Annotated in this window: 21 protein-coding genes; 10 read left to right on the top strand and 11 right to left on the bottom strand. The window is 63.5% G+C overall.

The genetic code is table 11. From position 1 onward, the window contains the following. Positions 1-28: 28 nt before the first annotated feature. Positions 29-967, top strand: a complete 939-nt coding sequence (locus P5705_RS02840) for a 2-hydroxyacid dehydrogenase (RefSeq protein ID WP_277459488.1) — start codon at positions 29-31, stop codon at positions 965-967. A gap of 53 nt (positions 968-1,020) precedes the next feature. Beyond that, positions 1,021-1,809 (top strand): PhzF family phenazine biosynthesis protein, encoded by a 789-nt coding sequence (locus P5705_RS02835; protein ID WP_277459487.1) that lies wholly within the window; start codon positions 1,021-1,023, stop codon positions 1,807-1,809. Between the two features lie 57 nt (positions 1,810-1,866). On the opposite strand, the gene dacB is transcribed toward P5705_RS02835, so the two are convergent. Further along, on the bottom strand, positions 1,867-3,330 hold the full coding sequence (dacB, locus tag P5705_RS02830) for a D-alanyl-D-alanine carboxypeptidase/D-alanyl-D-alanine endopeptidase (RefSeq protein WP_277459486.1): 1,464 nt from the start codon (positions 3,328-3,330) through the stop codon (positions 1,867-1,869). A gap of 184 nt (positions 3,331-3,514) precedes the next feature. On the opposite strand from dacB, the gene P5705_RS02825 reads away from it, so the two are divergent. Next, the gene (locus tag P5705_RS02825) at positions 3,515-3,859 is read left to right on the top strand and encodes a YggL family protein (RefSeq protein ID WP_213657687.1); all 345 of its coding nucleotides are present in this window, start codon (positions 3,515-3,517) and stop codon (positions 3,857-3,859) included. A gap of 28 nt (positions 3,860-3,887) precedes the next feature. On the opposite strand, the gene P5705_RS02820 is transcribed toward P5705_RS02825, so the two are convergent. From P5705_RS02820 to P5705_RS02795, 6 genes are all read right to left on the bottom strand, one after another. After that, positions 3,888-7,520: a transporter substrate-binding domain-containing protein gene (locus P5705_RS02820; protein WP_277459485.1), complete on the bottom strand. Its 3,633-nt coding sequence runs from the start codon at positions 7,518-7,520 to the stop codon at positions 3,888-3,890. 7 nt (positions 7,521-7,527) lie between these two features. Further along, positions 7,528-8,148: a response regulator transcription factor gene (locus P5705_RS02815; RefSeq protein ID WP_277459484.1), complete on the bottom strand. Its 621-nt coding sequence runs from the start codon at positions 8,146-8,148 to the stop codon at positions 7,528-7,530. Between the two features lie 285 nt (positions 8,149-8,433). Further along, on the bottom strand, positions 8,434-9,765 hold the full coding sequence (locus P5705_RS02810; protein ID WP_277459483.1) for a deoxyguanosinetriphosphate triphosphohydrolase: 1,332 nt from the start codon (positions 9,763-9,765) through the stop codon (positions 8,434-8,436). Positions 9,766-9,840: 75 nt separating this feature from the next. Further along, positions 9,841-10,170, bottom strand: a complete 330-nt coding sequence (locus tag P5705_RS02805) for a hypothetical protein (RefSeq protein ID WP_248920871.1) — start codon at positions 10,168-10,170, stop codon at positions 9,841-9,843. Further along, entirely contained in the window at positions 10,167-10,541 is a 375-nt protein-coding gene (locus P5705_RS02800) for a phage holin family protein (RefSeq protein WP_277459482.1), read from the bottom strand. The genes P5705_RS02805 and P5705_RS02800 overlap by 4 nt, the downstream gene beginning before the upstream one ends. Before the next feature lie 9 nt (positions 10,542-10,550). Then, complete coding sequence (locus P5705_RS02795; RefSeq protein ID WP_153785158.1) at positions 10,551-10,862, bottom strand: DUF883 family protein; 312 nt, start codon at positions 10,860-10,862, stop codon at positions 10,551-10,553. Between the two features lie 303 nt (positions 10,863-11,165). On the opposite strand from P5705_RS02795, the gene P5705_RS02790 reads away from it, so the two are divergent. The 4 genes from P5705_RS02790 to P5705_RS02775 all read left to right on the top strand — a co-directional run bounded on the left by P5705_RS02790 (position 11,166) and on the right by P5705_RS02775 (position 13,995). Next, a complete protein-coding gene (locus tag P5705_RS02790) occupies positions 11,166-12,374 on the top strand; it encodes an ammonium transporter (protein ID WP_277459481.1) in 1,209 nt (402 codons plus the stop codon). 72 nt (positions 12,375-12,446) lie between these two features. Further along, a complete protein-coding gene (locus P5705_RS02785) occupies positions 12,447-12,683 on the top strand; it encodes a glutaredoxin family protein (protein ID WP_277459480.1) in 237 nt (78 codons plus the stop codon). 67 nt (positions 12,684-12,750) lie between these two features. Continuing rightward, on the top strand, positions 12,751-13,059 hold the full coding sequence (locus tag P5705_RS02780; protein ID WP_011534853.1) for a hypothetical protein: 309 nt from the start codon (positions 12,751-12,753) through the stop codon (positions 13,057-13,059). Positions 13,060-13,110: 51 nt separating this feature from the next. Beyond that, positions 13,111-13,995 carry a pseudouridine synthase gene (locus P5705_RS02775; protein WP_277459479.1) on the top strand — a complete coding sequence of 295 codons (885 nt, stop codon included), beginning with the start codon at positions 13,111-13,113 and terminating at the stop codon, positions 13,993-13,995. Between the two features lie 34 nt (positions 13,996-14,029). On the opposite strand, the gene P5705_RS02770 is transcribed toward P5705_RS02775, so the two are convergent. The 3 genes from P5705_RS02770 to acnA form a co-directional block, all read right to left on the bottom strand. Then, complete coding sequence (locus P5705_RS02770; protein ID WP_213657679.1) at positions 14,030-15,595, bottom strand: methyl-accepting chemotaxis protein; 1,566 nt, start codon at positions 15,593-15,595, stop codon at positions 14,030-14,032. Positions 15,596-15,796: 201 nt separating this feature from the next. Further along, on the bottom strand, positions 15,797-16,573 hold the full coding sequence (locus P5705_RS02765) for a CPBP family glutamic-type intramembrane protease (protein ID WP_277459478.1): 777 nt from the start codon (positions 16,571-16,573) through the stop codon (positions 15,797-15,799). 168 nt (positions 16,574-16,741) lie between these two features. Beyond that, on the bottom strand, positions 16,742-19,483 hold the full coding sequence (gene acnA, locus P5705_RS02760; protein WP_277459477.1) for an aconitate hydratase AcnA: 2,742 nt from the start codon (positions 19,481-19,483) through the stop codon (positions 16,742-16,744). Positions 19,484-19,703: 220 nt separating this feature from the next. Here acnA and rlmM point away from each other — a divergent pair, with 220 nt between their 5' ends. From rlmM to pdxB, 3 genes are all read left to right on the top strand, one after another. Beyond that, positions 19,704-20,768, top strand: a complete 1,065-nt coding sequence (gene rlmM, locus P5705_RS02755; protein WP_277459476.1) for a 23S rRNA (cytidine(2498)-2'-O)-methyltransferase RlmM — start codon at positions 19,704-19,706, stop codon at positions 20,766-20,768. A gap of 213 nt (positions 20,769-20,981) precedes the next feature. Further along, complete coding sequence (gene tusA / locus P5705_RS02750; RefSeq protein WP_213661213.1) at positions 20,982-21,215, top strand: sulfurtransferase TusA; 234 nt, start codon at positions 20,982-20,984, stop codon at positions 21,213-21,215. A 47-nt stretch (positions 21,216-21,262) separates the two neighbouring features. Continuing rightward, positions 21,263-22,414: a 4-phosphoerythronate dehydrogenase PdxB gene (gene pdxB, locus P5705_RS02745; RefSeq protein ID WP_277459475.1), complete on the top strand. Its 1,152-nt coding sequence runs from the start codon at positions 21,263-21,265 to the stop codon at positions 22,412-22,414. A 168-nt stretch (positions 22,415-22,582) separates the two neighbouring features. On the opposite strand, the gene P5705_RS02740 is transcribed toward pdxB, so the two are convergent. Beyond that, entirely contained in the window at positions 22,583-22,756 is a 174-nt protein-coding gene (locus P5705_RS02740) for a PA1571 family protein (protein WP_277459474.1), read from the bottom strand. Positions 22,757-23,005 lie beyond the last annotated feature (249 nt).

Here is a 23,005-nt window from a genome sequence, read left to right as displayed (position 1 = left end):
TGCCCCTTCGCATTGAACCGGAGGTGGCATGAGCAAGACAGTCCTGGTCCTGGTGGAAACCGTTGATGATTATCTTCCCCTGCTGGAGCGGGCCGGCTACCGGCTGATTCGTGCGCCATCACCGCAGATGCGCGCCGCGGCCATCGTCCGCCATGCCCATGAGATCGACGCCGTACTGACCCGTGGACCGCTGGGCCTGACTGCTGACGAGATCAATACGCTGGTCAACCTCAGGATCATCTGCGTGATCGGCGCCGGTTACGAGCAAGTCGACCTGGCCGCCGCAGCAGCCCGGGGTATCACCGTCACCAATGGCGCAGGTGCCAACGCCGGCCCTGTTGCCGACCATGCCATGGCCCTGTTGCTGGCGCTGCTGCGCGAGATTCCCCGCGCCGATGCCAGCACTCGCCGTGGTGAGTGGAATCGGGTGATCAGCCCCTCGGTCAGTGGCAAGCGCATGGGTATCATAGGCCTTGGCGCAGTGGGCCAGGCGATTGCCCGGCGCGCCGCCCTTGGCTTCGACATGAATGTCAGCTACCACAGCCGTACCCCGCGTGCGGATGTGCCCTACACCTGGTACGACAGCCCACGGCACTTGGCCGACGCAGTGGATGTTCTGGTGGTCGCCACCCCGGGTGGCAACGGTACTCGCCACCTGGTCGATGCCCAGGTGCTCGAGGCATTGGGCGCCGAGGGTTACCTGGTCAATATCGCCCGCGCCAGCGTAGTGGACACCGAGGCCTTGGTCGCTGCCTTGCGCCAGGGCCAGATCGCCGGCGCCGCGTTGGACGTCTTCGACGATGAACCCGCCGTGCCTGATGCGCTCAAGGCGTTGGGCAATACTGTGCTGACCCCACACGTCGCGGGTCAGTCCCCTGAGGCTGCCCGTGATACCGTGGCCCTGGTGCTGCGCAATCTGCAGGCGTTCTTCGCGGGTGAACCAGTACTGACCCCAGTGCGTGGCTAAGCCGTTTTCCGATACCCGCCCGGCGTTGTGTCGGGCTTGAAAGGAGTCGTTGCATGCAACTCGAGATTTTCCAGGTCGATGCGTTTTCCTCCGAGCCGTTCGGCGGCAACCCAGCAGCGGTGATTCCTTTGCAGCAGTGGCTGCCGGATGACCTGCTGCAACGTATCGCCGAAGAGAACAATCTGTCCGAGACCGCCTATTTCGTGCGCAATGGCGAGGCTTTCGAGTTGCGCTGGTTCACTCCGGCCGTCGAGGTCGACTTGTGTGGCCATGCGACGCTGGCAGCCGCCTGGGTGCTGTTCGAGCAGTTGGGTGAGCAGGCCGAAGTGCTGCGTTTCAATACCCGCAGCGGTGAGCTCCGGGTGAGTCGTGGGGCCGACGGCCTGCTGGCCATGGACTTCCCCGCCAAGCAGCCGGTAGCCGTGGAAATGCCCGATGGTTTGCTGGCGGCATTGGGCCTGGAGAGCGCCCGTGCGTTGTATCGGACAGACGACTATGTGCTGGTGATCGATGATGCGGCGCTGCTCGAGTCACTCAAACCGGATTTCGTCGCGTTGTCGGCGTTCGATGTGCGCGGGATCGCGGTGACTGCGCCAGGGCGCGGTTTCGATTTCGTCACGCGCTGGTTTGGGCCGCGGGTGGGGGTCAACGAGGATCCGGTTACCGGGTCGGCACACACGTCGCTGGCGCCTTACTGGTCGGAGCGCCTGGGCAAGGCCAGCGTGCGCTGTGAACAGGGTGGGGCGCGCAAGGGGCAGTTGCAGTGCGAGGTGTCGGGGAACGGACGGGTGATCATCAGCGGGCGAGGTGCCCTGTACTTGCGTGGTCAGGTCTTTGTCTGAAGCCCGATCGAGTACGCCCCACGAGCGCGCAAGGCGCTGCGTGGGGTCAGGCGGGCATCAGGGCATGACGCCCACGGTGCCATTGCCGACTTTCGGCTGTCGATAGAGGTCCAGCAATACCTGGTCAAGCACCTGCGAGGCGCCCCATGGCTTGGGGTCGTTGAGGATGGCCGCCACCGCCCAGGTGTGGCCGTTGCTGTCACGGCTGAACCCGGCAATTGCCCGCACGGTATTGAGCGTGCCAGTCTTGATGTGCCCTTCGCCGCTCATGGCGGTACGCTTCAGGCGTTTACGCATGGTGCCGTCCATGCCCACCAGCGGCATCGAACTGATGAACTCGGCAGCGTAGGGGCTCTTCCAGGCGGCCTGCAACAGCGCGGCCATTTCGCGGGTGCTGACGCGTTCGGCGCGGGACAGGCCCGAGCCGTTCTCCATCACCAGGTGGGGCGCGGTGATACCTTTCTTGGCCAACCACTGGCGTACCACGCGTTGGGCGGCCCGCGCATCATCGCCATCGGCGTCGGTGCGGAACTGCGCGCCGATGCTGAGGAACAACTGCTGCGCCATGGTGTTGTTGCTGTATTTGTTGATGTCGCGGATGACCTCGACCAGGTCTGGCGAGAAAGCACGGGCCAGCAGGCGGGCGGATTTGGGGACGTCCTCGAAGCGGTCGCGGCCCTGAATGGTGCCACCCAGTTCGTTCCAGATGGCGCGTACGGCACCGGCGGCGTAGGCCGGGTGATCCAGCAGCGACAGGTAGGTCTGCGAGTTGCAACCGTCAGCCAGCTGGCCGGTAACGGTCACACTGACACCGTCGGCTTGTGTCACCGGGTTGTAGCGCACGTCGCCTGTGCATTGCTTGCCGGCCACTGGCTTGACCTGGTTGTCGATGCGAATGCTGGCGATCGGTGGCTCGACCGATACCAGCACTTTGCCGCCGTCGTTGCGGGCCACGAAACGCAGGGCCTTGAGGTTGACCAGCAGGGAGTCGGGCTTGACCAGGAACGGCTTGTTGACGTCGCCGCCGTCGTCATCGAACTGCGGCAGGTTGGGCTGTGCGAAGTGGCTACGGTCCAGGACCAGGTCGCCGGTCACCGTGCGTACACCGTTGGCCCGCAGGTCACGCATCAGCAGCCAGAGTTTCTCCATGTTCAGCTTGGGATCGCCGCCGCCCTTGAGGTACAGGTTGCCGTTGAGCACGCCGTTGCTCAGGGTGCCATCGGTATAGAACTCGGTCTTCCACTGATAGGTCGGGCCCAGCAGCTCCAGCGCGGCGTAAGTGGTGATCAGCTTCATGGTCGAGGCCGGGTTGACCGAGACGTCGGCGTTGAACACCGTTGCGGTGCCCGGACCATCCAGTGGCAGCATCACCAGCGACAGCGCCGAGTCCTGCAGTTTGTTGGTCTTGAGTGCCTGTTGCACCTTGGGCGGGAGGGTGGTGTTGACGGCGGCGGCCTGGCTGGGGAAGGCCAGGGGCAGCAACACGCCGGCGAGCAGCAGTGGGCGGAGCGTCTTGATCATAAAGGTATGAACCCTGCACGAGGGAAAAGAGTAACGGGGCTGTAAGAAAATGATGACCCCAGGGCGAATAGAACGCGCATTATGCCCCAAGCGTAGCGCCGATGGGCTGTATTCGACGGAAAAGCGCCGCTTGCCGCCGGAAACTGGTAAAGTGCCGCGCGTAATTACTTGAGAGGATTGTTTCATGGCTACCAACCGTTCCCGTCGCCTGCGCAAGAAACTGTGCGTGGACGAATTCCAGGAGCTGGGTTTCGAACTGAACCTGGGTTTCAAGGAAGACCTGTCCGATGAAGCCATCGATGCCTTCCTCGACGCCTTCCTGGCTGAAGCCATGGATGCAAATGGTCTGGACTATGTCGGCGGCGACGATTTCGGTCTGGTCTGCAAGGCCGAACGTGGCTCGGTCACCGAAGAGCAGCGCGCCGCTGTCGAAGCCTGGCTCAAAGGCCGCAGCGAACTGACCAACATCGAAGTCAGCCCGCTGCTGGACGCCTGGTACCCGGAAAAACCGATCAACCCGGCATCGTGATCGGTGGGCGGCACAATTGCTGTGCCGCTTACTCCGCCTCGGCCAGGTTGCCCAATTGCCTGGCCAGGGCTTTCTCCACTCGGCGCATATGCCGTGCCAATGCCTGACGGCGTACTTTCAGCTCGTTCTGGGACAAATCAGGTTCCTCGAGCGCTTCGCATGCCTGAATTAACGATCTCGCATCCAGCATCCTCGCCGCGCTGAGGATCTTGTGTGCCTGGGCCGCCAGTTCGTCCGCCTGTTGCCGTGGGTCGATAGCCATCAGTGTGATCAGGTCTTGCTGCAGGCTCTGGTACAAGGTATTCAGTATACGGTCGCGGTCGTTGGCGTTGTCGCCGACGATGGCACTCAGGCCGTCCAGGTCGAAGCGATGCCCTGGTTCGTCGCAACCATTGCATGGTCTGCCGTGGCGGGCGATGCCCGCAAGGCGCTGGCCGAGCAATTGCAGGCCGATGGGTTTGAGCAGGCAGTCATCCATTCCCGCATCCAGGCATTGCTGGCGCACCTCTGGTTGGGCATTGGCGGTGTAGCCGAGCATGGTACAGCGCGGGCGGCCGTGCAGGCGCTCTTCGGCACGGACTGTCCGGGCCAGTTCATAGCCATTCATGCCCGGCATGTTGCAGTCGACGATCAATACATCGAAACAACCTTCACGCCACTTGCGCAACCCTTCGCGACCATCGCGTGCGCTCTCCTGGCGCAGCCCAAGGTAACTCAACTGCTGTGCCATGAGCAGCAGGTTGGCGGGATGGTCGTCGATCACCAGGGTCTTCAGGCGCGCATCCGGCTGTACGATGTCCGTGGCCATGCGGGGGAGCTGTTCCACGGGGTCGACACATTGCAGGGGCATGATCAGGCGTACGCGCGTTCCCACGCCTTGCAGGCTCTGCAGGCTCAGTTCGCCCCCCATCATCGCGCACAGGTTGCGGCTGATGACCAGCCCCAGCCCGGTGCCGGCGCGGGCGCCATCACTGTAGGGATTGGCCTGGGCGAAGGGCGTGAACAGTCGCTGCATGTCTTCCTCGTGGATGCCGATTCCGCTGTCACGCACCTCCAGGTCAAGGGTGGGGGCCGTCCGTTCGTTGTCGTTGCGCAGCTTCACGCTGATGCGCACCTGCCCCTGCTCGGTGAACTTGATCGCGTTGCTGACCAGGTTCGACAGCACCTGCTTGAAACGCAGTGGATCAAGCATCACATGACAACGCGCCGCGTCGCTGATGGCCACCTTCAATACCAGGCCTTTGTGGCGGGCCAGGCCATCGAATACCCGGCCGACGGACTCGACCAGCATGACCAGGTCGACGGGTTCGGGCGCGAGGCTCAGGTGGCCGGATTCGATGCGAGCGATATCCAGGATATCGCCAATGAGGCCGAGCAGGTCCTGGGCCGAGTGGTGGGCGATTTCCAAGGCAGGTCGATCGAGCTGGCCCTGCTCTGCGCGGCGCAGGGCCAGCTCCAGCATGCCGATCAGCGCGTTCATCGGTGTGCGGATCTCATGGCTGATGGTGGCGAGGAAGGTACTCTTGGCGCGGTTCGCGTCATCTGCTTGCTGTTTGGCCAGGCGCAGGTCCTGGACCAGGTTGCGGCGTTCGCTGATATCGATCCAACCGCCGATGATGCCTTGCATTTCGCCCAGCGAGTCGCGGTAGGGAAGGATCCAGTGATAGATCGTCAGTTCTTGGTCATTCAGGCGCAGAGGGCGGTCCAGAATCAAGGGTTTACCCTGCGCCATGACACGTTGGTAGTCGCCCTGGATCTGCCGGGTGTAATCAAGATCGCAGAACGGGGTGTCCTCCAGGCGTTTGCCGATGATCTGCTCGGGACTGGCGCCAACCGCTTTCAGGTAGCTGTCGTTGCAGCTCTGCAAACGCCCTTCGTGGTCTCGAACGTACATCGGGTGGGGGGTGCCGTTGAGCAAGGCACCCATGAACTCCAGTTGGTCGTTCAGGGCACGCTCGGCTCGCTGACGTTGCTTGATCTGGCGGCGCAGGCGTGCGTTCCAGATCAGTGCAAGCACCAGTAGCATGCCGATGACACCTACCACCTGCACGATGACCTTGCGGTAATGGCGCCAGTAGGAGTCATCGCGCATGCCGTGGTCCCGCCAGCGGCTGTTGATCACCCCGAGTTCTTCGGGGGATATGCTCAGCAGTGCCTTGTCGAGTATCGACGCCAGCTCGCCGGCATTGGCGGTAGTCGCCATCGAGAAGGTTGCCGGTTCCGTGCCGACCGTGCTGCGGATAACCAGGTCACTGCTGGTCGCCACCATGTGATTGGCATCGATCAGGGTGGCGATCGCAGCATCCACGGCACCGCTTTCAAGCAATGCCGTGGCGTAGTAGGCGCTCTCCGTTGCGACCTGGCGAACCAGTGGGTGGTGGGTGGTCAGTAGCGCTGCCGCGCTGCTGTCACGAGGGACGGCTACGCGCTTGCCCTTGAGCAGCTTCAGTGAGCTGGGTTGATCGGCTCCGCTACGACCGACCAGCACATAGGCACTTTCCAGGTAGGGCCTGCTGACCTGCAATGCGTTAGTGCGACGCGAATCGGTGGAATGGGTGGCGATGATGTCGGTACGGCCGGATTCAAGTTGCTCGATCATGTCGCCATCGCCACTGGCACGCTGGATTTCGAAGCGCAGGCCGGTGCGCAGTCGAATGAGCTCAAGCAGATCGGCGACGATACCGCGCAGGCGGTCGTTGCTGTCGAAAAAGGTCAGGGGGGCAGCGGTATCGTTGACCACCACCCGCATCACCGGATGCTCGCGCAACCACTGGTCCTCCCGGGGCGACAATTGCAGCTTGCGGTCGGTCAGCAAGCTGCCACTGCTGGCGCTCCAGCGTTTGAAGATGTCGTTTCGTGTACTGTTTGACTGGGCTTCCAGCGCAGCATCGACCAACGTCAGCAGCATCCCGTTGTTGTCGCGCAAGGCAAAACTGAATCCAATGGCCTCGTGCTTGCCAAAATTGGCCATGCGCAGGCGTGGCAAATGGCCGCGACTGATCAGGTAGTGAGTGGACACGGTGTCGCCGATGAACACGTCGGCTTGCTCGAAGGCCACCGCGTTCAAGGCCTGGGTGGACGACTCGAAGGTCAGGAGCTCGGCCTGGGGGTAGGTGGCGTTGATCTCTTCGGGTGGCAGGTAGTGGTAGAGCATGCTCAGGCGCATGCCGTCCAGGCCTGTATCCAGCGCGCGTGTCTCGTCTTCGCGGGTCACCAGCACCGGTTGGTCGATGGCATAGGGCCGTGACAGGGCCAGGCCCTGCGTCGAGGCTTCGTAGCCATTGGCGCTTCCCAGCAGGTCGATCTGGCCATTCTTCAAGGCGGCGACCGCCGCAGCCCGACTGGGGAAGCGTTGCACACGGACCGGCAGGCCGAGGGCGTTGCCGATCACGCCAGCGTAGTCTGCGGTGAGCCCCTGGTACTCATTGCCGCGGGTGGCAATGTCGAACGGTGGATAATCCGGTGCCGATGTTCCCAGGACCAGTTCCTGACGGGTAGTGAGCCAATCACGTTGGGCCGGGGTGAGCGAGGGTTGGACCGATGTCGGTGAAGCGCGGCTGAGCAGGGTGTATGTTTGGCCTGGGGAATTGGATACACAGGCACCCTGCAGGGGGGTGCCGAGGCTCAGGCAGAGCAGGGATGTTGCAAAGTACCTCCACATTGTGACCTCAGACTAACGCGTTGCGCTTGGCGATGTCGATGAGTTCCACCAACGTGTTTACGCGCAGTTTGTGCATGAGGCGCTTTTTGTAGGTGCTGACGGTCTTGTTGCTGAGGAACATGCCCTTGGCAATTTCCTTGTTGCTTCTACCCTGCGCGAAGAGTTGCAAGACCATCAGCTCCCGGTCGTTCACCTGGCGGAACAGTTCCAGTTCCTGCCCTCGATCTACCTGGGCCGGATTGAGTGCCTGGCTGGGGAAGTAGTTATAGCCGGAAAGCACCGCCTTTATGGCGCTGAGCAACTCGCTCAGGTCTTCCTGTTTACAGACGTAGCCGGCGGCCCCCGAGTGCATGCAGCGGATCGCGAACAGCGCTGGCGATTGCGCGGTCAGTACCAGAACCTTGAGGGGGATGGCCATGGTCTGCAGGCGGGAAAGCATTTCCAGGCCGTCGAGCTTGGGGAGGCTGATGTCCAGGATTACCAGGTCCGGGCGTATTTCGCGAATCATCTGCATGGCATCGACGCCATTGTCCGATTCACCAATCACTGTGTAATTCTGATTTTCCAGCAACATCCGGATTGCCAGGCGGATTACTGGGTGGTCGTCGACAATAAATACTGAGTGCATATTCAACATTCCATGCGGCGTGACGAAAACAGTCGGCACATTAGCTCAGATGAATGTCGGCGGGCAGAGAAGGTTAGTTGGAAAACTATATATAGGAATTTGCTTACAGCTAAATCGATATCCTGCTACAGGACGTGTAGAGGTTGAGTGGTTTGTCACTCGGATTTTTGGTTGTTTTTGCGAAAAATTGAAATTGTGTTTTGACCTGTCGCCAGGAGGTAAGAAGTTTCTTACAGATTAATGCAGTGGTTGACGGCCTATGCCGTCATCACTGCTGCACGCCCGTTATGTCGGGCTGGAGCGCCCGGTCATCTCGCTGGCCATTTCGCTGGCATAGCCATCGGTCATGCCCGCGATGAAGTCGATCATGCGCAGGTAGGCGTCGTGCAAGGTACCGTGCGGATTGGGGGCGTTGTTGCCGATCAGGTCCAGCACGCGCTGGCTCTTGAACGAAGGCGTGCGCCCGCCGTGCTGTTCCAGGGCGGCACTGCAGAAGGTATTGAGGAGGATTTCCAGGGTGGTGTAGGCGCCGATCTCCTGGAGGGTCTTGCGTTTGTCCTGGAAGATCTTCTTGCGGGCCATGTCCTTGGCTTGCAGTACGCAACGCTGGGCCGGGCCGTGCATGTGTTCGACCAGGTCCCCCGGTAGTCGCCCAGCAAGCAGGGCATCCTGCTGTTCGACGAAGGCGAGGGCGGCGGCATTGGTCAGGTGTTCGATCGCCTTGCCCCGCAGGACTGCCAGCTTGCGCCGGCGTGACGCTCCGGGCCCTAGCTGGCGATAGGTTTCCGGCAGGTCGTCGCCGACCAGGTCGAGCAGCAGCGCCTCGACTTCGGCGTACTGCAACAGGTCCATTTCCAGGCCATCCTCGAGGTCGATCAAGGCGTAGCAGATATCGTCGGCCGCCTCCATCAGGTAGACCAAGGGATGGCGGGCCCAGCGCTGGTGCTCGAGCTGAGGCAGGCCAAGCTTGCCGGCGATCTGCTCGAGCAGCGGCAGCTCGCTGTGGTAGCAGCCGAACTTGTGTTTTTTGTAGCCCAGGGCATCGGCGTGGCGAGCGGTCCAGGGGTACTTGAGATAGGCGCCGAGGGTGGCGTATGTCAGGCGCATACCGCCATCGAATTGGTGGTATTCGAGTTGGGTGAGGACGCGAAAACCTTGGGCGTTGCCTTCGAAATTCAGGAAGTCGGCACGTTCGTCATCCGTCATGTCGTCCAGCCAGCCACGTCCGGCTGCTTGTTGGAACCAGTGGCGTATGGCGTCTTCACCGGAGTGGCCAAACGGAGGGTTGCCAATGTCGTGGGCCAGGCAGGAAGACTGCACGATCATCCCCAGGTCGCTGGGCTCGCACCAGTTCGGCAGCCTGTCGCGCAGGGTCTCGCCTACGCGCATGCCCAGTGAGCGGCCGACGCAGCTCACTTCCAGCGAGTGGGTCAGGCGCGTGTGGATGTGATCGTTGCTGTTGACCGGGTGTACTTGGGTCTTGCGCCCCAGGCGGCGGAAGGCGCCAGAGAAGATGACGCGGTCGTGGTCTTTGTGAAAGGGGCTGCGGCCCAGTTCCTCAGAGCTGCCGAGGGCCTTGCCCAGGCGTTCGCGGGTCAGCAGGGTATGCCAGTCCAAGGCTCGTTCTCCCGTCATTGAGTAGGCATAGCTTCCCGTGTCTGGCACGCCCGTGCAAGCACGGGCGTGCAGGGCTCAGGGGCGGCGGCCGCTGCTCAGGAACAGGCGGATCAGCGGTGCCAGGCTGGAGCCCAGGCGCAACAGGCGCCGCAAGTTGCCACTGCGCACCCCTTTGCCAGTGAGGAAGCCCAGCGCCACGACAGCGCCCAGGCCCCACAGCGAGCCATGCCGGACGCCCAGGCCCTCGCCGAATGAACTGCCCATGCCGCGCAGGCGGCGCACCGGTTCAAGCAACTGGGTGGATTCGTGGTGGATCTGCTGGCGGTGCATTTCCATGCGCAGGCGCAGCAACGCCTTGCGCAGTTCCCGTGGGTTTCGGGTATCAGGTATTTCGGGCAGGTTCATGGCAGCAGGCGCTCCCTGTCCTTGGCCAGCTCCTCGAGCGTGGCACCGAACGGTGAAGACTCGTCGAACACCGCAGCTTTCAGGCGCAAGCCGCAGAACAGCGCGGCCAAGCCATAGAACACGCACAGGCCAATGATGCCGGCCAGGCGATAACTGTCCCACAGCAGCACCAGCACCAGCCCGGACAGGGCGGTCAGCAGCAGCAGGGCAAAGACCAGCGCAAGCCCGGCGAACAGCAGCAGGCTCAGGGTACGCGCCTTCTGCTCCTGCAACTCGATACCGAACAGCTCGATATGGCTGTGCAGCAAACCCAGCACCGCCGCACCCAGGCGTCTGCCAGAGGTGGCGGCGCTGTTGCCGTCGTTGTCCATGGGCACCTCTCAGCGTTTGGCCAGCAGGCCGATCAGCAAGCCGACGCCGGCAGCGATGCCGATGGCCTGCCAGGGGTTTTCCTGCACGTACTGCTCGGCGCTGCCAAGGGCGGCCTGGCCGCGCTGGCGTACCGAATCCTGGGTCAGTTGCAAGGTTTCGCGGGCCTGTGTCAGGCGCTCGTGGATCTGCTCGCGCAGTTCATCGGCCTGGTCGCCCGCCAGGTTGGCGGTGTCGGCGAGCAGCTTTTCGGTGTCGCGGACCAGGGCCTGGAAGTCAGCCATCAGTATGTCTTGTGCAGTCTTTGCCGATTTGCTGGCCATGAATGGGCCTCTCCCTGTGGGTGTGTATGGCTATTTCGAGTAATGACGCGCGCTGAAGGTTCAGTGGCAGGGGCTGGTACGGCCCTTGCTATCAATCGGGGCGTGCCTGCCGGCGCCTGCGCTGAAAGCGTGCGCCAGCCGCGCGGACACCGACAAACCTTAACCCAATCCACGACAAACCCAAGAAAAAACCACGCAGGCACCCGCACGGTCACTGAAATGGAGCAGGGGCCTGGCACCGATCAGGTGCAGGGATGCCGGTTCTTGAACTGTCCTGGTGCCTTTTTGCAGGTCTGCCACTTCATGGAAAACATGCACAACGCGATGGACTCCCTGGTCCATGGCTCGAACACCTTGTTCATCCTCATGGGAGCGATCCTGGTCCTGGCCATGCATGCCGGCTTCGCCTTTCTCGAGGTCGGTACGGTGCGCCACAAGAACCAGGTCAACGCCTTGTCGAAGATTCTCAGTGATTTCGCCATCTCGGCACTGGTGTACTTCTTCATCGGCTACTGGATCGCCTATGGCGTTAACTTCCTGCAGCCGGCGGCCGAGCTGGCCCGCGACCATGGTTACGCCTTGGTCAAATGCTTCTTCCTGCTGACCTTCGCCGCGGCTATCCCGGCGATTATCTCGGGTGGAATCGCCGAGCGGGCACGCTTCATACCGCAATTGTGCGCGACCGCGTTGATCGTGGCGTTCATCTATCCGTTCTTCGAAGGGGTGGTGTGGAATGGCAACCTGGGTATCCAGGCATGGCTGCAGGCACGCTTCGGCGCGCCGTTCCATGACTTCGCCGGATCCGTGGTGGTGCATGCCATGGGCGGGTGGCTGGCCCTGGCGGCGGTCATCCTGCTGGGCGCGCGTCGCGGTCGTTATCGCGATGGCCGGCTGGTGGCCTTCGCGCCGTCGAGCATCCCGTTCCTGGCGCTGGGCTCCTGGATCCTGATCATTGGCTGGTTCGGCTTCAACGTCATGAGCGCGCAGACCCTGCAGGGCGTGAGCGGGCTGGTGGCGATCAATTCGTTGATGGCCATGGTGGGCGGCACCTTGTCGGCCTTGCTGGCAGGGCGCAATGACCCGGGTTTCCTGCACAACGGCCCGCTGGCCGGGCTGGTGGCGGTTTGCGCCGGTTCCGACCTGATGCACCCGGTGGGGGCGCTGGTGGTCGGTCTGGTGGCGGGAGGCCTGTTCGTCTGGAGCTTCACCGCGGCACAGAACCGCTGGAAGATCGACGATGTGCTCGGTGTGTGGCCGCTGCATGGCCTGTGTGGCGTCTGGGGTGGAGTCGCCTGTGGCGTGTTCGGGCAGGCGGCGTTGGGCGGGTTGGGCGGTGTCAGCCTGGTGAGTCAGTTGCTGGGCAGCCTCGCTGGTGTCGTGGTGGCGTTGGCCGGCGGTTTTGTCGTGTATGGTTCGATCAAGGCGTTGCATGGCCTGCGCCTCAGCCACGAGCAGGAGTTCCAGGGCGCCGACCTGTCGCTGCACCGCATTGGCGCGACCAGCCAGGATTGACCTGGCGCAGGTGCAGGTTGCAGGGTCTGGACCTAGAATAAGCATCCTTGAAGATGATTTCCGGGTCCGTTCATGCTCCCTGAATGCCAGTTGTTCGGTACCCTCGGGTGCCATCTGTGTGAAGTGGCGGAAGCCATGCTGATGCCGTTCGTCGAGCACGGCCTGCTGGTCGAGTTGGTCGACATCGCGGATAGCGAGGCGCTGTTCGAGCGTTACGGCCTGCAGATTCCGGTGTTGCGCCGCTGCGATACAGGCGCTGAACTGGGTTGGCCGTTCGATGCCGAGCAGGTGGTGGCGTTTCTGCGCTGAACCGCTGATTGACGATAGGGTGGCGCGCTCCGTATGCTGTATATAAATACAGTATCGAGGTGAAGCCATGCTCAATGTCGAGCAACTCAAGTACAGCATCAACCACATGTCCCCTGAGCGTGTGCGTGACGCTGTGCTGGAATTGCGACTTGATGGCATCGTGACCGACGACCAGACGCCCTTTGGCAAGGTTCACTTCAACACCTGCTTCGCCGAGATCGAGGCGTTGTTCCAGCGCGCGGGGTTTCATCGCCCGCTGGATGTCGTGGGCTACCAGGGCCTGAGCTATGCCCTCTATGACCCGGGGCGCTGGGACGCCGTGCAGGTGCTGCGCTGGCTGAAGGCGCGCTGTGAGCCGGCCAGCGAGGCTGGTTGAGGCGCGCTGACTCGGGGATAATGCATTACTCCTGTGATGCCGAGCCCGCCGATGACCACACCTTTCAACCCCGCCCACCAGCAAGCCAGCACCGTATGCCTGCCTCCAGGTCGCTGGGCGACGGTGCTGGATTGCCTGTGCGATCATTTCAAGGGTATCCCCCGCGAGCAGTGGCTCGATCGCTTTGCCCGTGGCCGGGTGCTGGACAGTGAAGGCCGTGCGATTGCCGCGCAGCTTCCCTATCGCCAAGGCCTGCGCCTGCACTACTTTCGCGAGGTGCCCAACGAGAAGCCGATTCCAGTGCAGGAAGAGATCCTGCACGTGGACGAGCATCTGGTGGTAGCGGACAAACCGCATTTCCTTCCGGTGACACCCACTGGCGAATATGTCGAGCAGACCCTGCTGCGTCGCCTGATCCGTCGCCTGGACAACCCGCATCTGGTTCCCCTGCACCGCATCGACCGGCATACGGCCGGCCTGGTGCTGTTCTCCGCCAACCCACAGACCCGTGGCGCCTACCAGCGCCTGTTCCCGGAGCGGCGCATTGACAAGCACTACCAGGCAATTGCCGCGGCCATGCCGCAGCATGTGTTTCCTCTGGTGCACCGCAGCCGCCTGGTGCACGGCGAGCCGTTCTTCCGCATGCATGAGGTCGAGGGGGCCGATAACAGCGAAACCCACGCCTGCGTGCTGGAGAAACAGGGCGAACTATGGCGCTATGGCCTGTCGCCGGTGACGGGCAAGACCCACCAGTTGCGGGTGCACATGGCTTCGCTGGGCGCGGGTATCTGCAATGACCCGTTCTATCCTCAGCTGGCCAATGAGCAGGACGATTACACGCGGCCGCTGAAGCTGCTGGCGCACAGCCTGCGTTTCAAGGATCCGTTGAGTGGCGAGGAGCGGTATTTCGAAAGCAGGTTGAGCCTGGCGTGGTAAAGCAGACGGCGCCCCTTGGGGCGCCGTCCGTTGTCTAGCGGTTGAAGCGTTCCACCAGCGAGTATTGAGTGCCCGCGGTGCTGGTCAGCTCTTCGCTGAGCAGTGCCGAGCGCTGGGCCTGGCCCGCAGTCTGGTCGGCCAGGTCGGCGATGGTGCTGATGTTGCGGCTGATCTCTTCGGCCACCGCGGTCTGTTCCTCGGTGGCGGCGGCGATCTGGGTGGCCATGTCGGTGATGTTGGCCACCGCTTCACTGATGCCCACCAGGGCCTGGTCTGCCTCCATCACTCGCTCGACGCCTTCCTGGGCCTGGCGGTGGCCGGTTTCCATGGTTTGCACCGCATTGTTGGCGGTCTGCTGCAGCTTGGCGATCAGGCCATGAATCTGCCCGGTGGACTCGGCGGTGCGCTGGGCCAGTTGGCGGACTTCGTCGGCGACGACCGCGAAGCCCCGGCCCATCTCGCCGGCACGGGCAGCCTCGATGGCGGCATTGAGTGCCAGCAGGTTGGTCTGGTCGGCAATGCCCTTGATCACATCGACCACGCCGCCAATTTCGTCACTGTCCTTGGCCAGTTGCGTGACGGTCAGGCCGGTCTCGCCCACGGCGGCGGACAGCCGTTCGATCGCGTCGCGCGTCTCGCCGGCGATATGGCGGCCCTGGCTGGTCAGGCGATTGGCCTCTTGCGTGGCGTCGGCGGTGCGTTGCACGTGGTTGGCCACTTCCTGGGTGGTGGCGGCCATCTGATTGACCGCGGCGGCCACTTGCTCGGTTTCCACGCGCTGGCGCTCCAGGCCCGAGGAACTCTGGTGGGCGAGGGCGTCGGACTGGCGAGCCTGGTCGCTCAGTTGCTCGGCGCTGTCCTGCAGGCGGGTCAGGCAGGTCTTCATCCGTGCGTCCTGGCTGAGCATGGCCATTTCCAGGCGGGCTTGGACACCGCGGCTGTCGGTGTACATCTGCGCGATCAGCGGGTCGGAGGTGGTCTGTTCGGCCAGGCGCAGCAGGCGCTTGAGGCCGCGTTGCTGCCAGCTCAGACCAAGCAGGCCCAGGGGGACCGACAGGCCGGCCGCCAGGGCGAAGCCCCAGGAGTGGCCCAGCCAGTTGCCGATCAGGAAGCCGACCTGGCTGATGAGAATGAAGGGCAGCCAGTCTTGTAGCACCGGTAGCCATTTGTCGCGTTTCGGGATGGCCGACTTGCCTTGGTTGATGCGCTGGTACAGCGCCTCGGCGCGGCGGATTTGCTCGGCGGTGGGTTTGACCCGTACCGATTCGTAGCCGACCACCTGGTTGCTGTCGAACACTGGGGTGACGTAGGCGTTCACCCAGTAGTGATCGCCCGACTTGCAGCGGTTCTTGACGATACCCATCCACGGCAGGCCCTGCTTGAGGGTCTGCCACATGTGGGCGAATACGGCCGGCGGCACATCGGGGTGGCGAACCAGGTTGTGCGGCGCGCCCATCAGTTCCTCGCGGGAAAAACCGCTGATCTCGATGAATGCGTCGTTGCAGTAGGTGATCACGCCTTTGGCGTTGGTGGTGGAGATCAACCGCTGCTGGGCAGGGAAAGTCCGTTCTCTCTGGGTAATCGGCTGGTTGTTACGCATTGGCTGTTCAATCCGCAAGGCTTTCGACGGGTATCGGCAAGCCTCTGGTTTTATTGAATGAATATTTAACTGCCATTGACCTGGCGCAAGGTGGCGATGCTGCGGCTGAAGTAGTGAAGCCGGCATGATCGCGTAAGTTGCTGCCAATGTTGCAGTTTTCTTTATGGTTTGTGACGGCTAGGTCGGATAATGACCGATTGTTCAGCTCTGGGCCAGCATCGGATAAGTGAAGCCGGCGAAGTGCGCCAGGTTGACACCAACATGGCACAGCACCGCTGCCGTCAGTCCGCCATGGCGATAGGCCAGACCATACCCCACCCCGGCGAGGCTGGCCAGGTAGAACCACTGCCAGCCACCGCCCAGGTGTGCCAGGCCAAACAGCAGCGCGGCGGCGATCAACGCCAGACCCTCATGCTTGAACAGACGTTGCAGCCCGCCCTGGATATAACCACGGAACAGCAATTCCTCGGTCAGGCTGACCAGCAGCAGGTTGTTCAGCAGCCACAGCCAGGCCTGGTCCGGCCACTTGGGGGCCCAGGCCACCAGGCCCAGCGACCAGGCGCCACCCAGGCAAGCGAGCAGCGTCAGTGGCAGGATCACACCCAGACTCGTGGCCAGGCCACGCAGGCGCAGCATCACCAACCATGGGCAGGCCAGCAGCAGCCATGCGCCGATCAGCGGCTTGTCCAGATTCAGGTACATCGAGAAGGGAATGGCGCCTTCGCTGAGCACGACTTTGTCGATCACCCTGGCACCGTTGAAACCCGGTAGCCAGTGCAGCGCCAGGGCGACGGCGAGGGCGACGAACAGGGCGTGGCCGAGGGTTTGCTGCCAGCGCACCCGCCGACGTGCCAGCAAGGCGCTGCACAGCAGGGCGAGCAAGGCGGGCAGGGCGGCAAGGCCCAGGTTGCCGAAGGTCAGTGCGAGGATATAGCCGAGGCCGAGCAGGAGCAGAGCGATCCAGTGGAGGAGAGGCATTGGAGTTCCTTGTGCCGGTGAGTCCGTGGAGAGTTGGACTCACCTGAGGGGCCTCGGGGCACTTGCTTTCGCTATCGCGGATGAATCCGCTCCTGTAGGAGCGGATTCATCCGCGATGCGCCGCACGGGCGGCGCTCGATCTCAAGATCACAGCAAGGCTGTCGTCTTTCACCCCGCGATCAATTGCCGCAGTACATAGTGCAGGATCCCTCCCGATTTGAAGTACTCCACTTCATTCAATGTGTCGATCCGGCACAGCACTTCGATTTGGACCGTTTGGCCATCCTCTCGGGTGATGCGCACGGGCAGGTTCATGCCGGGGCGGATCTGTGCACCGGAGAGTCCCAGCACATCGATGCGCTCCTTGCCGGTCAGGCCGAGTCGTTTGCGGTCGTCCCCGGCCTTGAACTGCAACGGCAGCACCCCCATGCCGACCAGATTCGAGCGGTGGATACGCTCGAAACTTTCCGCCAGCACGGCCTTGACCCCAAGCAGGTTGGTGCCTTTGGCCGCCCAGTCGCGGCTCGAGCCGGTGCCGTACTCCTGGCCGGCAATCACCACCAGTGGCGTGCCATCCTGTTGGTAGCGCATGGCGGCGTCATAGATCGATAGCTTCTCGCCGCTGGGCACGTACAGGGTATTGCCGCCTTCCTCGCCGCCCAGCATCTCGTTGCGAATACGGATGTTGGCGAAGGTGCCGCGCATCATCACTTCGTGGTTGCCGCGCCGCGAACCGTAGGAGTTGAAGTCCCGCGGCTCCACGCCCTTCTCGCGCAGGTAGCGCCCGGCCGGGCTGTCGGCCTTGATGTTGCCGGCCGGGGAGATATGGTCGGTGGTCACCGAGTCACCCAGCAGGGCGAGGATGCGCGCACCCTCGATGTCGCGGACTTGCGGCGGCGGGCCGCCGATGTCGTCGAAGAACGGCGGGTGCTGGATGTAGGTGGAGTCGCCCTGCCAGGCATAGGTGGCGGCCTTGGGCACTGCGATGGCCTGCCACTGGGCATCGCCGGCGAACACTTCGGCATACTCCTTGTGGAACATGCGGGTGTCGACATTGGCGACCGCCTCGGCGATCTCCTGCTGGCTGGGCCAGATATCGCGCAGGTACACAGGCTGGCCGTCCTTGCCGGTGCCCAGGGCGTCCTGGGTCAGGTCCACGCGCACGCTGCCGGCCAGCGCGTAGGCGACCACCAGGGGCGGCGAGGCCAGCCAGTTGGTCTTGACCAGCGGGTGCACGCGCCCCTCGAAGTTGCGGTTGCCCGACAGCACCGAGGCGACGGTCAGGTCGGCGCTGCCGATGGCTTTCTCGATGGCATCGTCCAGTGGCCCGGAGTTGCCGATGCAGGTGGTGCAGCCATAGCCGACCAGGTCGAAGCCGAGCTGGTCGAGGTAGGGGGTGAGGCCTGCGGCCTTGAAGTAGTCGGTGACCACCTTCGAGCCCGGTGCGAGGGAGCTCTTGACCCAGGGTTTGCGCTGCAGGCCCTTTTCCACGGCTTTCTTCGCCACCAGGCCGGCGGCCATCATCACGCTGGGGTTGGAGGTGTTGGTGCAGGAGGTAATGGCGGCGATTACCACGGCGCCATCGCGCAGGGTGTGGGTCTGGCCGTCATGGGCGTAGTCGATTTCGCCGGCCTGGTCGGCATTGCCCACTGCCACGCCTCCGCCGCCTTCGCTTTCCAGGCGGCCGAGCTCCCTGGCCAGAGGCTTGGGTTGCAGCTCGATGAAGTGGTCGAACGCCTGGCTGACCTGGCCCAGTGCCACCCGGTCCTGCGGGCGCTTGGGCCCGGCCAGGCTGGCTTCCACTTCATGCATGTCCAGGGCGAGCGTGTCGGTGAACTGTGGCGCCTGCCCAGGCAGGCGCCACAACCCCTGCGCCTTGCAATAGGCCTCGACCAGTTGCACGGTCGCCTCCGGGCGCCCGGACAGGCGCAGGTAGTCCAGGGTTACCTGGTCGACCGGGAAGAAACCGCAGGTGGCGCCGTACTCCGGGGCCATGTTGGCGATGGTGGCGCGGTCGGCCAGCGGCAGGTCGGCCAGGCCATCGCCGTAGAACTCGACGAACTTGCCCACCACCCCCTTCTTGCGCAGCATCTGCGTGACCGTGAGCACCAGGTCGGTGGCGGTGATGCCTTCGCGCAGCTTGCCGGTCAGCTTGAAACCGATCACCTCGGGGATCAGCATCGATACCGGCTGGCCGAGCATGGCCGCCTCGGCCTCGATGCCGCCCACGCCCCAGCCGAGCACGCCCAGGCCATTGATCATGGTGGTGTGCGAGTCGGTACCGACCAGGGTGTCGGGGAAGGCGTAGGTGCGCCCATCCTGCTCGTTGGTCCAGACCGTGCGGCCCAGATACTCCAGGTTGACCTGGTGGCAGATACCGGTGCCCGGCGGCACCACGCGGAAGTTGGCGAAGGCGCTCTGGCCCCAGCGCAGGAAGGCGTAGCGCTCGCCGTTGCGTTGCATCTCGATGTCGACGTTCTGGGTGAAGGCGCTGGGGCTGGCGTAACGGTCGACCATCACCGAGTGGTCGATCACCAGGTCCACCGGCGACAGCGGGTTGATGCGCTGCGGGTCGCCACCGGCCTTGGCCATGGCGGCGCGCATGGCGGCCAGGTCGACCACCGCGGGTACGCCGGTGAAGTCCTGCATCAATACCCGCGCCGGGCGGTACTGGATCTCGCGATCCGAGCGGCGTTCAGCCAGCCACTTGGCCAGGGCGCGCAGGTCGTCGCCGGTGACGGTCTTGCCGTCCTCCCAACGCAGCAGGTTTTCCAGCAGCACCTTCAACGACATGGGCAGGCGCTGCAGGTCACCCAACTGGCGGGCGGCCTCGGCGAGGCTGAAATAGTGGTAGACGTGGCCGGCCACGTCGAGGGTCTTGAGGGTTTTCAGGCTGTCGAGCGAGGGCATCTACAACTCCTTAGTGCTCCGGTGCCCGGCTGATACAGGTTGCTCGCCGGTGTCACCGCTCTGGATCGGTCCGCACGGCACGGACCTGGCTGAACAGTCAGGTTAGACCCGTTTGCCGGGCCTGCCCCTTTTCTGGACCGATGGGGCATGTCGTCGGTTCCGATCTTCCTTTATCATTCGCCGCCCTGGCGCCGTCTGCGCCAGTGATGTGGAGTGAGAAATGAATACCCTGTTCATGCATTGCCGGCCCGGCTTCGAGGGCGAGGTCTGCGCCGAAATCAGCGAACACGCTGCCCACCTTGGGGTGGCCGGCTATGCCAAGGGCAAACCACAGAGTGCGTGCGCCGAGTTCGTCTGCACCGAGCCCGATGGCGCGCAGCGGCTGATGCATGAGTTGCGCTTTGCCCAGTTGATCTTCCCGCGCCAGTGGGCGAGGGGGGCTTTCGTCGAACTCCCGGAGACAGACCGCATCAGCGTGCTGCTGGAACACCTGGCCGACCTGCCGGTGTGCGGCGGCTTGTGGCTGGAAGTGCTCGACAGCAACGAAGGCAAGGAGCTGTCGACCTTCTGCCGCAAGTTCGAAGTGCCCCTGCGCAAAGCGCTGGAGAAAGCCGGCAGGCTGGTCGACGATGCCCGGCGCCCGCGTCTGTTGTTGACGTTCATCAGTGGTCGGCGTGTGTTCCTGGGCCTGGCCGAGGCGGATAATTCGGCCCTGTGGCCGATGGGCATCCCACGGCTGAAGTTTCCCCGCGAGGCACCCAGCCGCTCGACCCTCAAGCTCGAGGAGGCCTGGCATCAGTTCATCCCGCGTGAGCAGTGGGACCAGCGCCTGAACGACGACATGACCGGTGTCGACCTGGGGGCCTCGCCTGGCGGCTGGACTTACCAGCTGGTCAAGCGCGGCATGCTGGTGACCGCCATCGACAACGGCCCCATGGCCGAGAGCCTGATGGACACCGGCCTGGTGACGCACCTGATGGCCGACGGTTTCACCTGGAAACCCAAGCAGACGGTGGACTGGATGGTCTGCGATATCGTCGAGAAGCCCGCGCGCACGGCCTCGCTGATCGAGACGTGGCTGGGCGAAGGGCTATGCCGCGAGGCGGTGGTCAACCTCAAGTTGCCGATGAAGCAGCGCCATGCCGAAGTGCGCAAGTTGCTCGACCGTATCGAAGCCGGGTTCAAAGAGCGCAAGGTGAAGGTGTCGATCGCCTGCAAGCAGCTGTATCACGACCGTGAGGAAGTGACCTGCCACCTGCGTCGGCTGGACCTGAAGCCGCGTTGAGCTGATGCCCCGCAGGAAATCGCGCAGGGAACAGGGCCTTCCGTAGGAGCGGCTTCAGCCGCGATGCAGGCGACGCCCGTTTCGCGGGTGATCGCGGTTGAAGTCGCGCCTACAGAGGTCGCGCCAAATCCATGAGCGCCGGCAGGTGGGCTTGGAGTCCATCCGGCGATGCGCCACAATGCCTTTCATTTAGCGGAGCCCCCCATGACCGACCTGACCCACGACGCGACCCTCGACGCCACCGGCCTCAACTGCCCGGAGCCGGTGATGATGCTGCACAAGCATGTGCGCGAGCTGGCAGCCGGCGGCGTGCTCAAGGTGATTGCCACCGACCCGTCGACCCGCCGCGACATTCCCAAATTCTGCGTCTTCCTCGGCCACGAGCTGCTGTCCCAGCAGGAAGAGGCCGGCACCTACCTGTACTGGATCCGCAAGAAGGCCGACTGAGCCCCGCGCGATCGCGCTACACTGCGCTCCCCTGACAGGAGAGCGCCATGCTGATAGTTGCCGACGAGAATATCCCGCTGCTCGATGCCTTCTTCGCCGGGTTCGGCGAGATCCGTCGTTACCCTGGGCGTGCCATCGATGCCGCCAGCGTCAAGGACGCCGACGTGCTGCTGGTGCGTTCGGTGACCCGTGTCGACCGGCAACTGCTCGATGGTAGCAAGGTGCGCTTCGTCGGCACCTGCACCATCGGCACCGACCACCTGGACCTCGACTACTTCTCCGGTGCCGGCATCCACTGGAGCAGTGCCCCGGGATGCAACGCCCGCGGTGTGGTCGACTATGTGTTGGGCAGCCTGCTGACCCTGGCCGAACTCGAAGGTGTCGACCTGGACAAGCGTGTCTATGGCGTGGTCGGCGCGGGTGAGGTGGGGGGGCGCCTGGTGCGGGTGCTGCATGGCCTGGGCTGGAAAGTGCTGGTCTGCGACCCGGTGCGCGAGGCCAGTGAAGGGGGGGCGTTCGCCAGCCTTGAGACGATCCTTGCGCAGTGCGACGTGATCAGCCTGCACACGCCGCTGCAGCGAGGTGGCGAGCATCCGACCTGGCATCTGCTTGACCAGGCAAGGTTGGCAAGCCTGCGCCCCGGTGCCTGGCTGATCAACGCCAGCCGCGGCCCTGTGGTGGACAACGTGGCCCTGCGCGAGCTGCTGCTTGACCGCGAGGACGTGCATGCGGTGCTCGATGTCTGGGAAGGCGAGCCGCAGGTGGACCTGCAACTGGCCGACCTGTGCACCCTGGCCACCCCGCACATCGCCGGCTACAGCCTGGATGGCAAGCAACGCGGCACCGCGCAGATCTACCAGGCGTTCTGTCGCTGGCGCGGTGAGCCCGAGCAGGTGCGCCTGGCCGACCTGCTGCCGGCACATTCGCTGGCGCGCATCGAACTGGATGCCAATGCAGAACCAGCCTGGGCGTTGGCCACCCTGTGCCGTGCGGTGTATGACCCGCGCCGCGACGATGCCGATTTCCGCCGCAGCCTGAGCGATGACGTGGCTGAGCAGCGCGCGGCATTCGACCTGCTGCGCAAGCACTACCCGGTGCGGCGGGAGATCGAAGGGTTGGCAGTAGGTGTGCGCGGTGAAGCACCACAGCTGGCGCAGATGGTCAGTGCACTGGGAGCGGAGCTGGTCTGCGTAGCGTGACCCCTGTAGGAGCGGCTTTCAGCCGCGAAGCAAGCGACGCGGTGCCTGGCACCGGCTGCGCCGGTGTTCGCGGCTGAAGCCGCTCCTACAGGCGTTGGTGCACACGACACGAAACCCAACAAAAACCCGGCGCATGCGCCGGGTTGCAGTGAATTCTTGTTCTGGCTTTCAGCCCTTGCGGACTTTCTTGACCCGGCTTTGTTCAAGATCCTCGCACGCTTTCTGGATCATCTGCTCGGTAATCGGGATTTCGCGGCCCTGGGCATCGATGACCGAACCGCACACCTGGGGTTGCGACGGTTGTTGCGCCTTCGGGGTCTCGTTGCGGTGCTGCAAACTCATGTCCTGTCTCCTCTTCAGGTTCAAGCTCAGGATACTGTCCGCGCCGTGAAAAACCTGTGACAGCTCCTGGGTGTCACGGCCAGGACAGTCCAACAGAAACCACGGCAAAGCTCCAGTGATACGTTAGAACGAATCCGTCTAGGGACTGTCGAGTGGCCGTTTCACCTACCTGTGATGCGATGCCACCGGTTGCCAGGCGTTCCCGCCAGGCGGACGAGTGGTAGTCTTTGTGCTCACCTGTGTCGAACG

The sequence above is a fragment of the Pseudomonas entomophila genome, assembly GCF_029478665.1.
Taxonomy (GTDB): domain Bacteria; phylum Pseudomonadota; class Gammaproteobacteria; order Pseudomonadales; family Pseudomonadaceae; genus Aquipseudomonas; species Aquipseudomonas entomophila_F.
The sequence above is the reverse complement of the archived record's forward strand: the minus strand, read 5'-3'. Positions and strand labels throughout refer to the sequence as shown.

Coding starts and splice junctions, on each gene's coding strand:
- pdxB (WP_277459475.1), top strand. CDS start 21,263: ATGCTGATAGTTGCCGACGAGAATATCCCGCTGCTCGATGCCTTCTTC.
- P5705_RS02780 (WP_011534853.1), top strand. CDS start 12,751: ATGCTCAATGTCGAGCAACTCAAGTACAGCATCAACCACATGTCCCCT.
- P5705_RS02775 (WP_277459479.1), top strand. CDS start 13,111: ATGACCACACCTTTCAACCCCGCCCACCAGCAAGCCAGCACCGTATGC.
- P5705_RS02740 (WP_277459474.1), bottom strand. CDS start 22,756: ATGAGTTTGCAGCACCGCAACGAGACCCCGAAGGCGCAACAACCGTCG.
- P5705_RS02765 (WP_277459478.1), bottom strand. CDS start 16,573: ATGCCTCTCCTCCACTGGATCGCTCTGCTCCTGCTCGGCCTCGGCTAT.
- rlmM (WP_277459476.1), top strand. CDS start 19,704: ATGAATACCCTGTTCATGCATTGCCGGCCCGGCTTCGAGGGCGAGGTC.
- P5705_RS02770 (WP_213657679.1), bottom strand. CDS start 15,595: ATGCGTAACAACCAGCCGATTACCCAGAGAGAACGGACTTTCCCTGCC.
- P5705_RS02785 (WP_277459480.1), top strand. CDS start 12,447: ATGCTCCCTGAATGCCAGTTGTTCGGTACCCTCGGGTGCCATCTGTGT.
- acnA (WP_277459477.1), bottom strand. CDS start 19,483: ATGCCCTCGCTCGACAGCCTGAAAACCCTCAAGACCCTCGACGTGGCC.
- dacB (WP_277459486.1), bottom strand. CDS start 3,330: ATGATCAAGACGCTCCGCCCACTGCTGCTCGCCGGCGTGTTGCTGCCC.
- P5705_RS02800 (WP_277459482.1), bottom strand. CDS start 10,541: ATGGACAACGACGGCAACAGCGCCGCCACCTCTGGCAGACGCCTGGGT.
- P5705_RS02805 (WP_248920871.1), bottom strand. CDS start 10,170: ATGAACCTGCCCGAAATACCTGATACCCGAAACCCACGGGAACTGCGC.
- P5705_RS02820 (WP_277459485.1), bottom strand. CDS start 7,520: ATGTGGAGGTACTTTGCAACATCCCTGCTCTGCCTGAGCCTCGGCACC.
- P5705_RS02825 (WP_213657687.1), top strand. CDS start 3,515: ATGGCTACCAACCGTTCCCGTCGCCTGCGCAAGAAACTGTGCGTGGAC.
- P5705_RS02840 (WP_277459488.1), top strand. CDS start 29: ATGAGCAAGACAGTCCTGGTCCTGGTGGAAACCGTTGATGATTATCTT.
- P5705_RS02815 (WP_277459484.1), bottom strand. CDS start 8,148: ATGCACTCAGTATTTATTGTCGACGACCACCCAGTAATCCGCCTGGCA.
- P5705_RS02835 (WP_277459487.1), top strand. CDS start 1,021: ATGCAACTCGAGATTTTCCAGGTCGATGCGTTTTCCTCCGAGCCGTTC.
- P5705_RS02795 (WP_153785158.1), bottom strand. CDS start 10,862: ATGGCCAGCAAATCGGCAAAGACTGCACAAGACATACTGATGGCTGAC.
- P5705_RS02790 (WP_277459481.1), top strand. CDS start 11,166: ATGGAAAACATGCACAACGCGATGGACTCCCTGGTCCATGGCTCGAAC.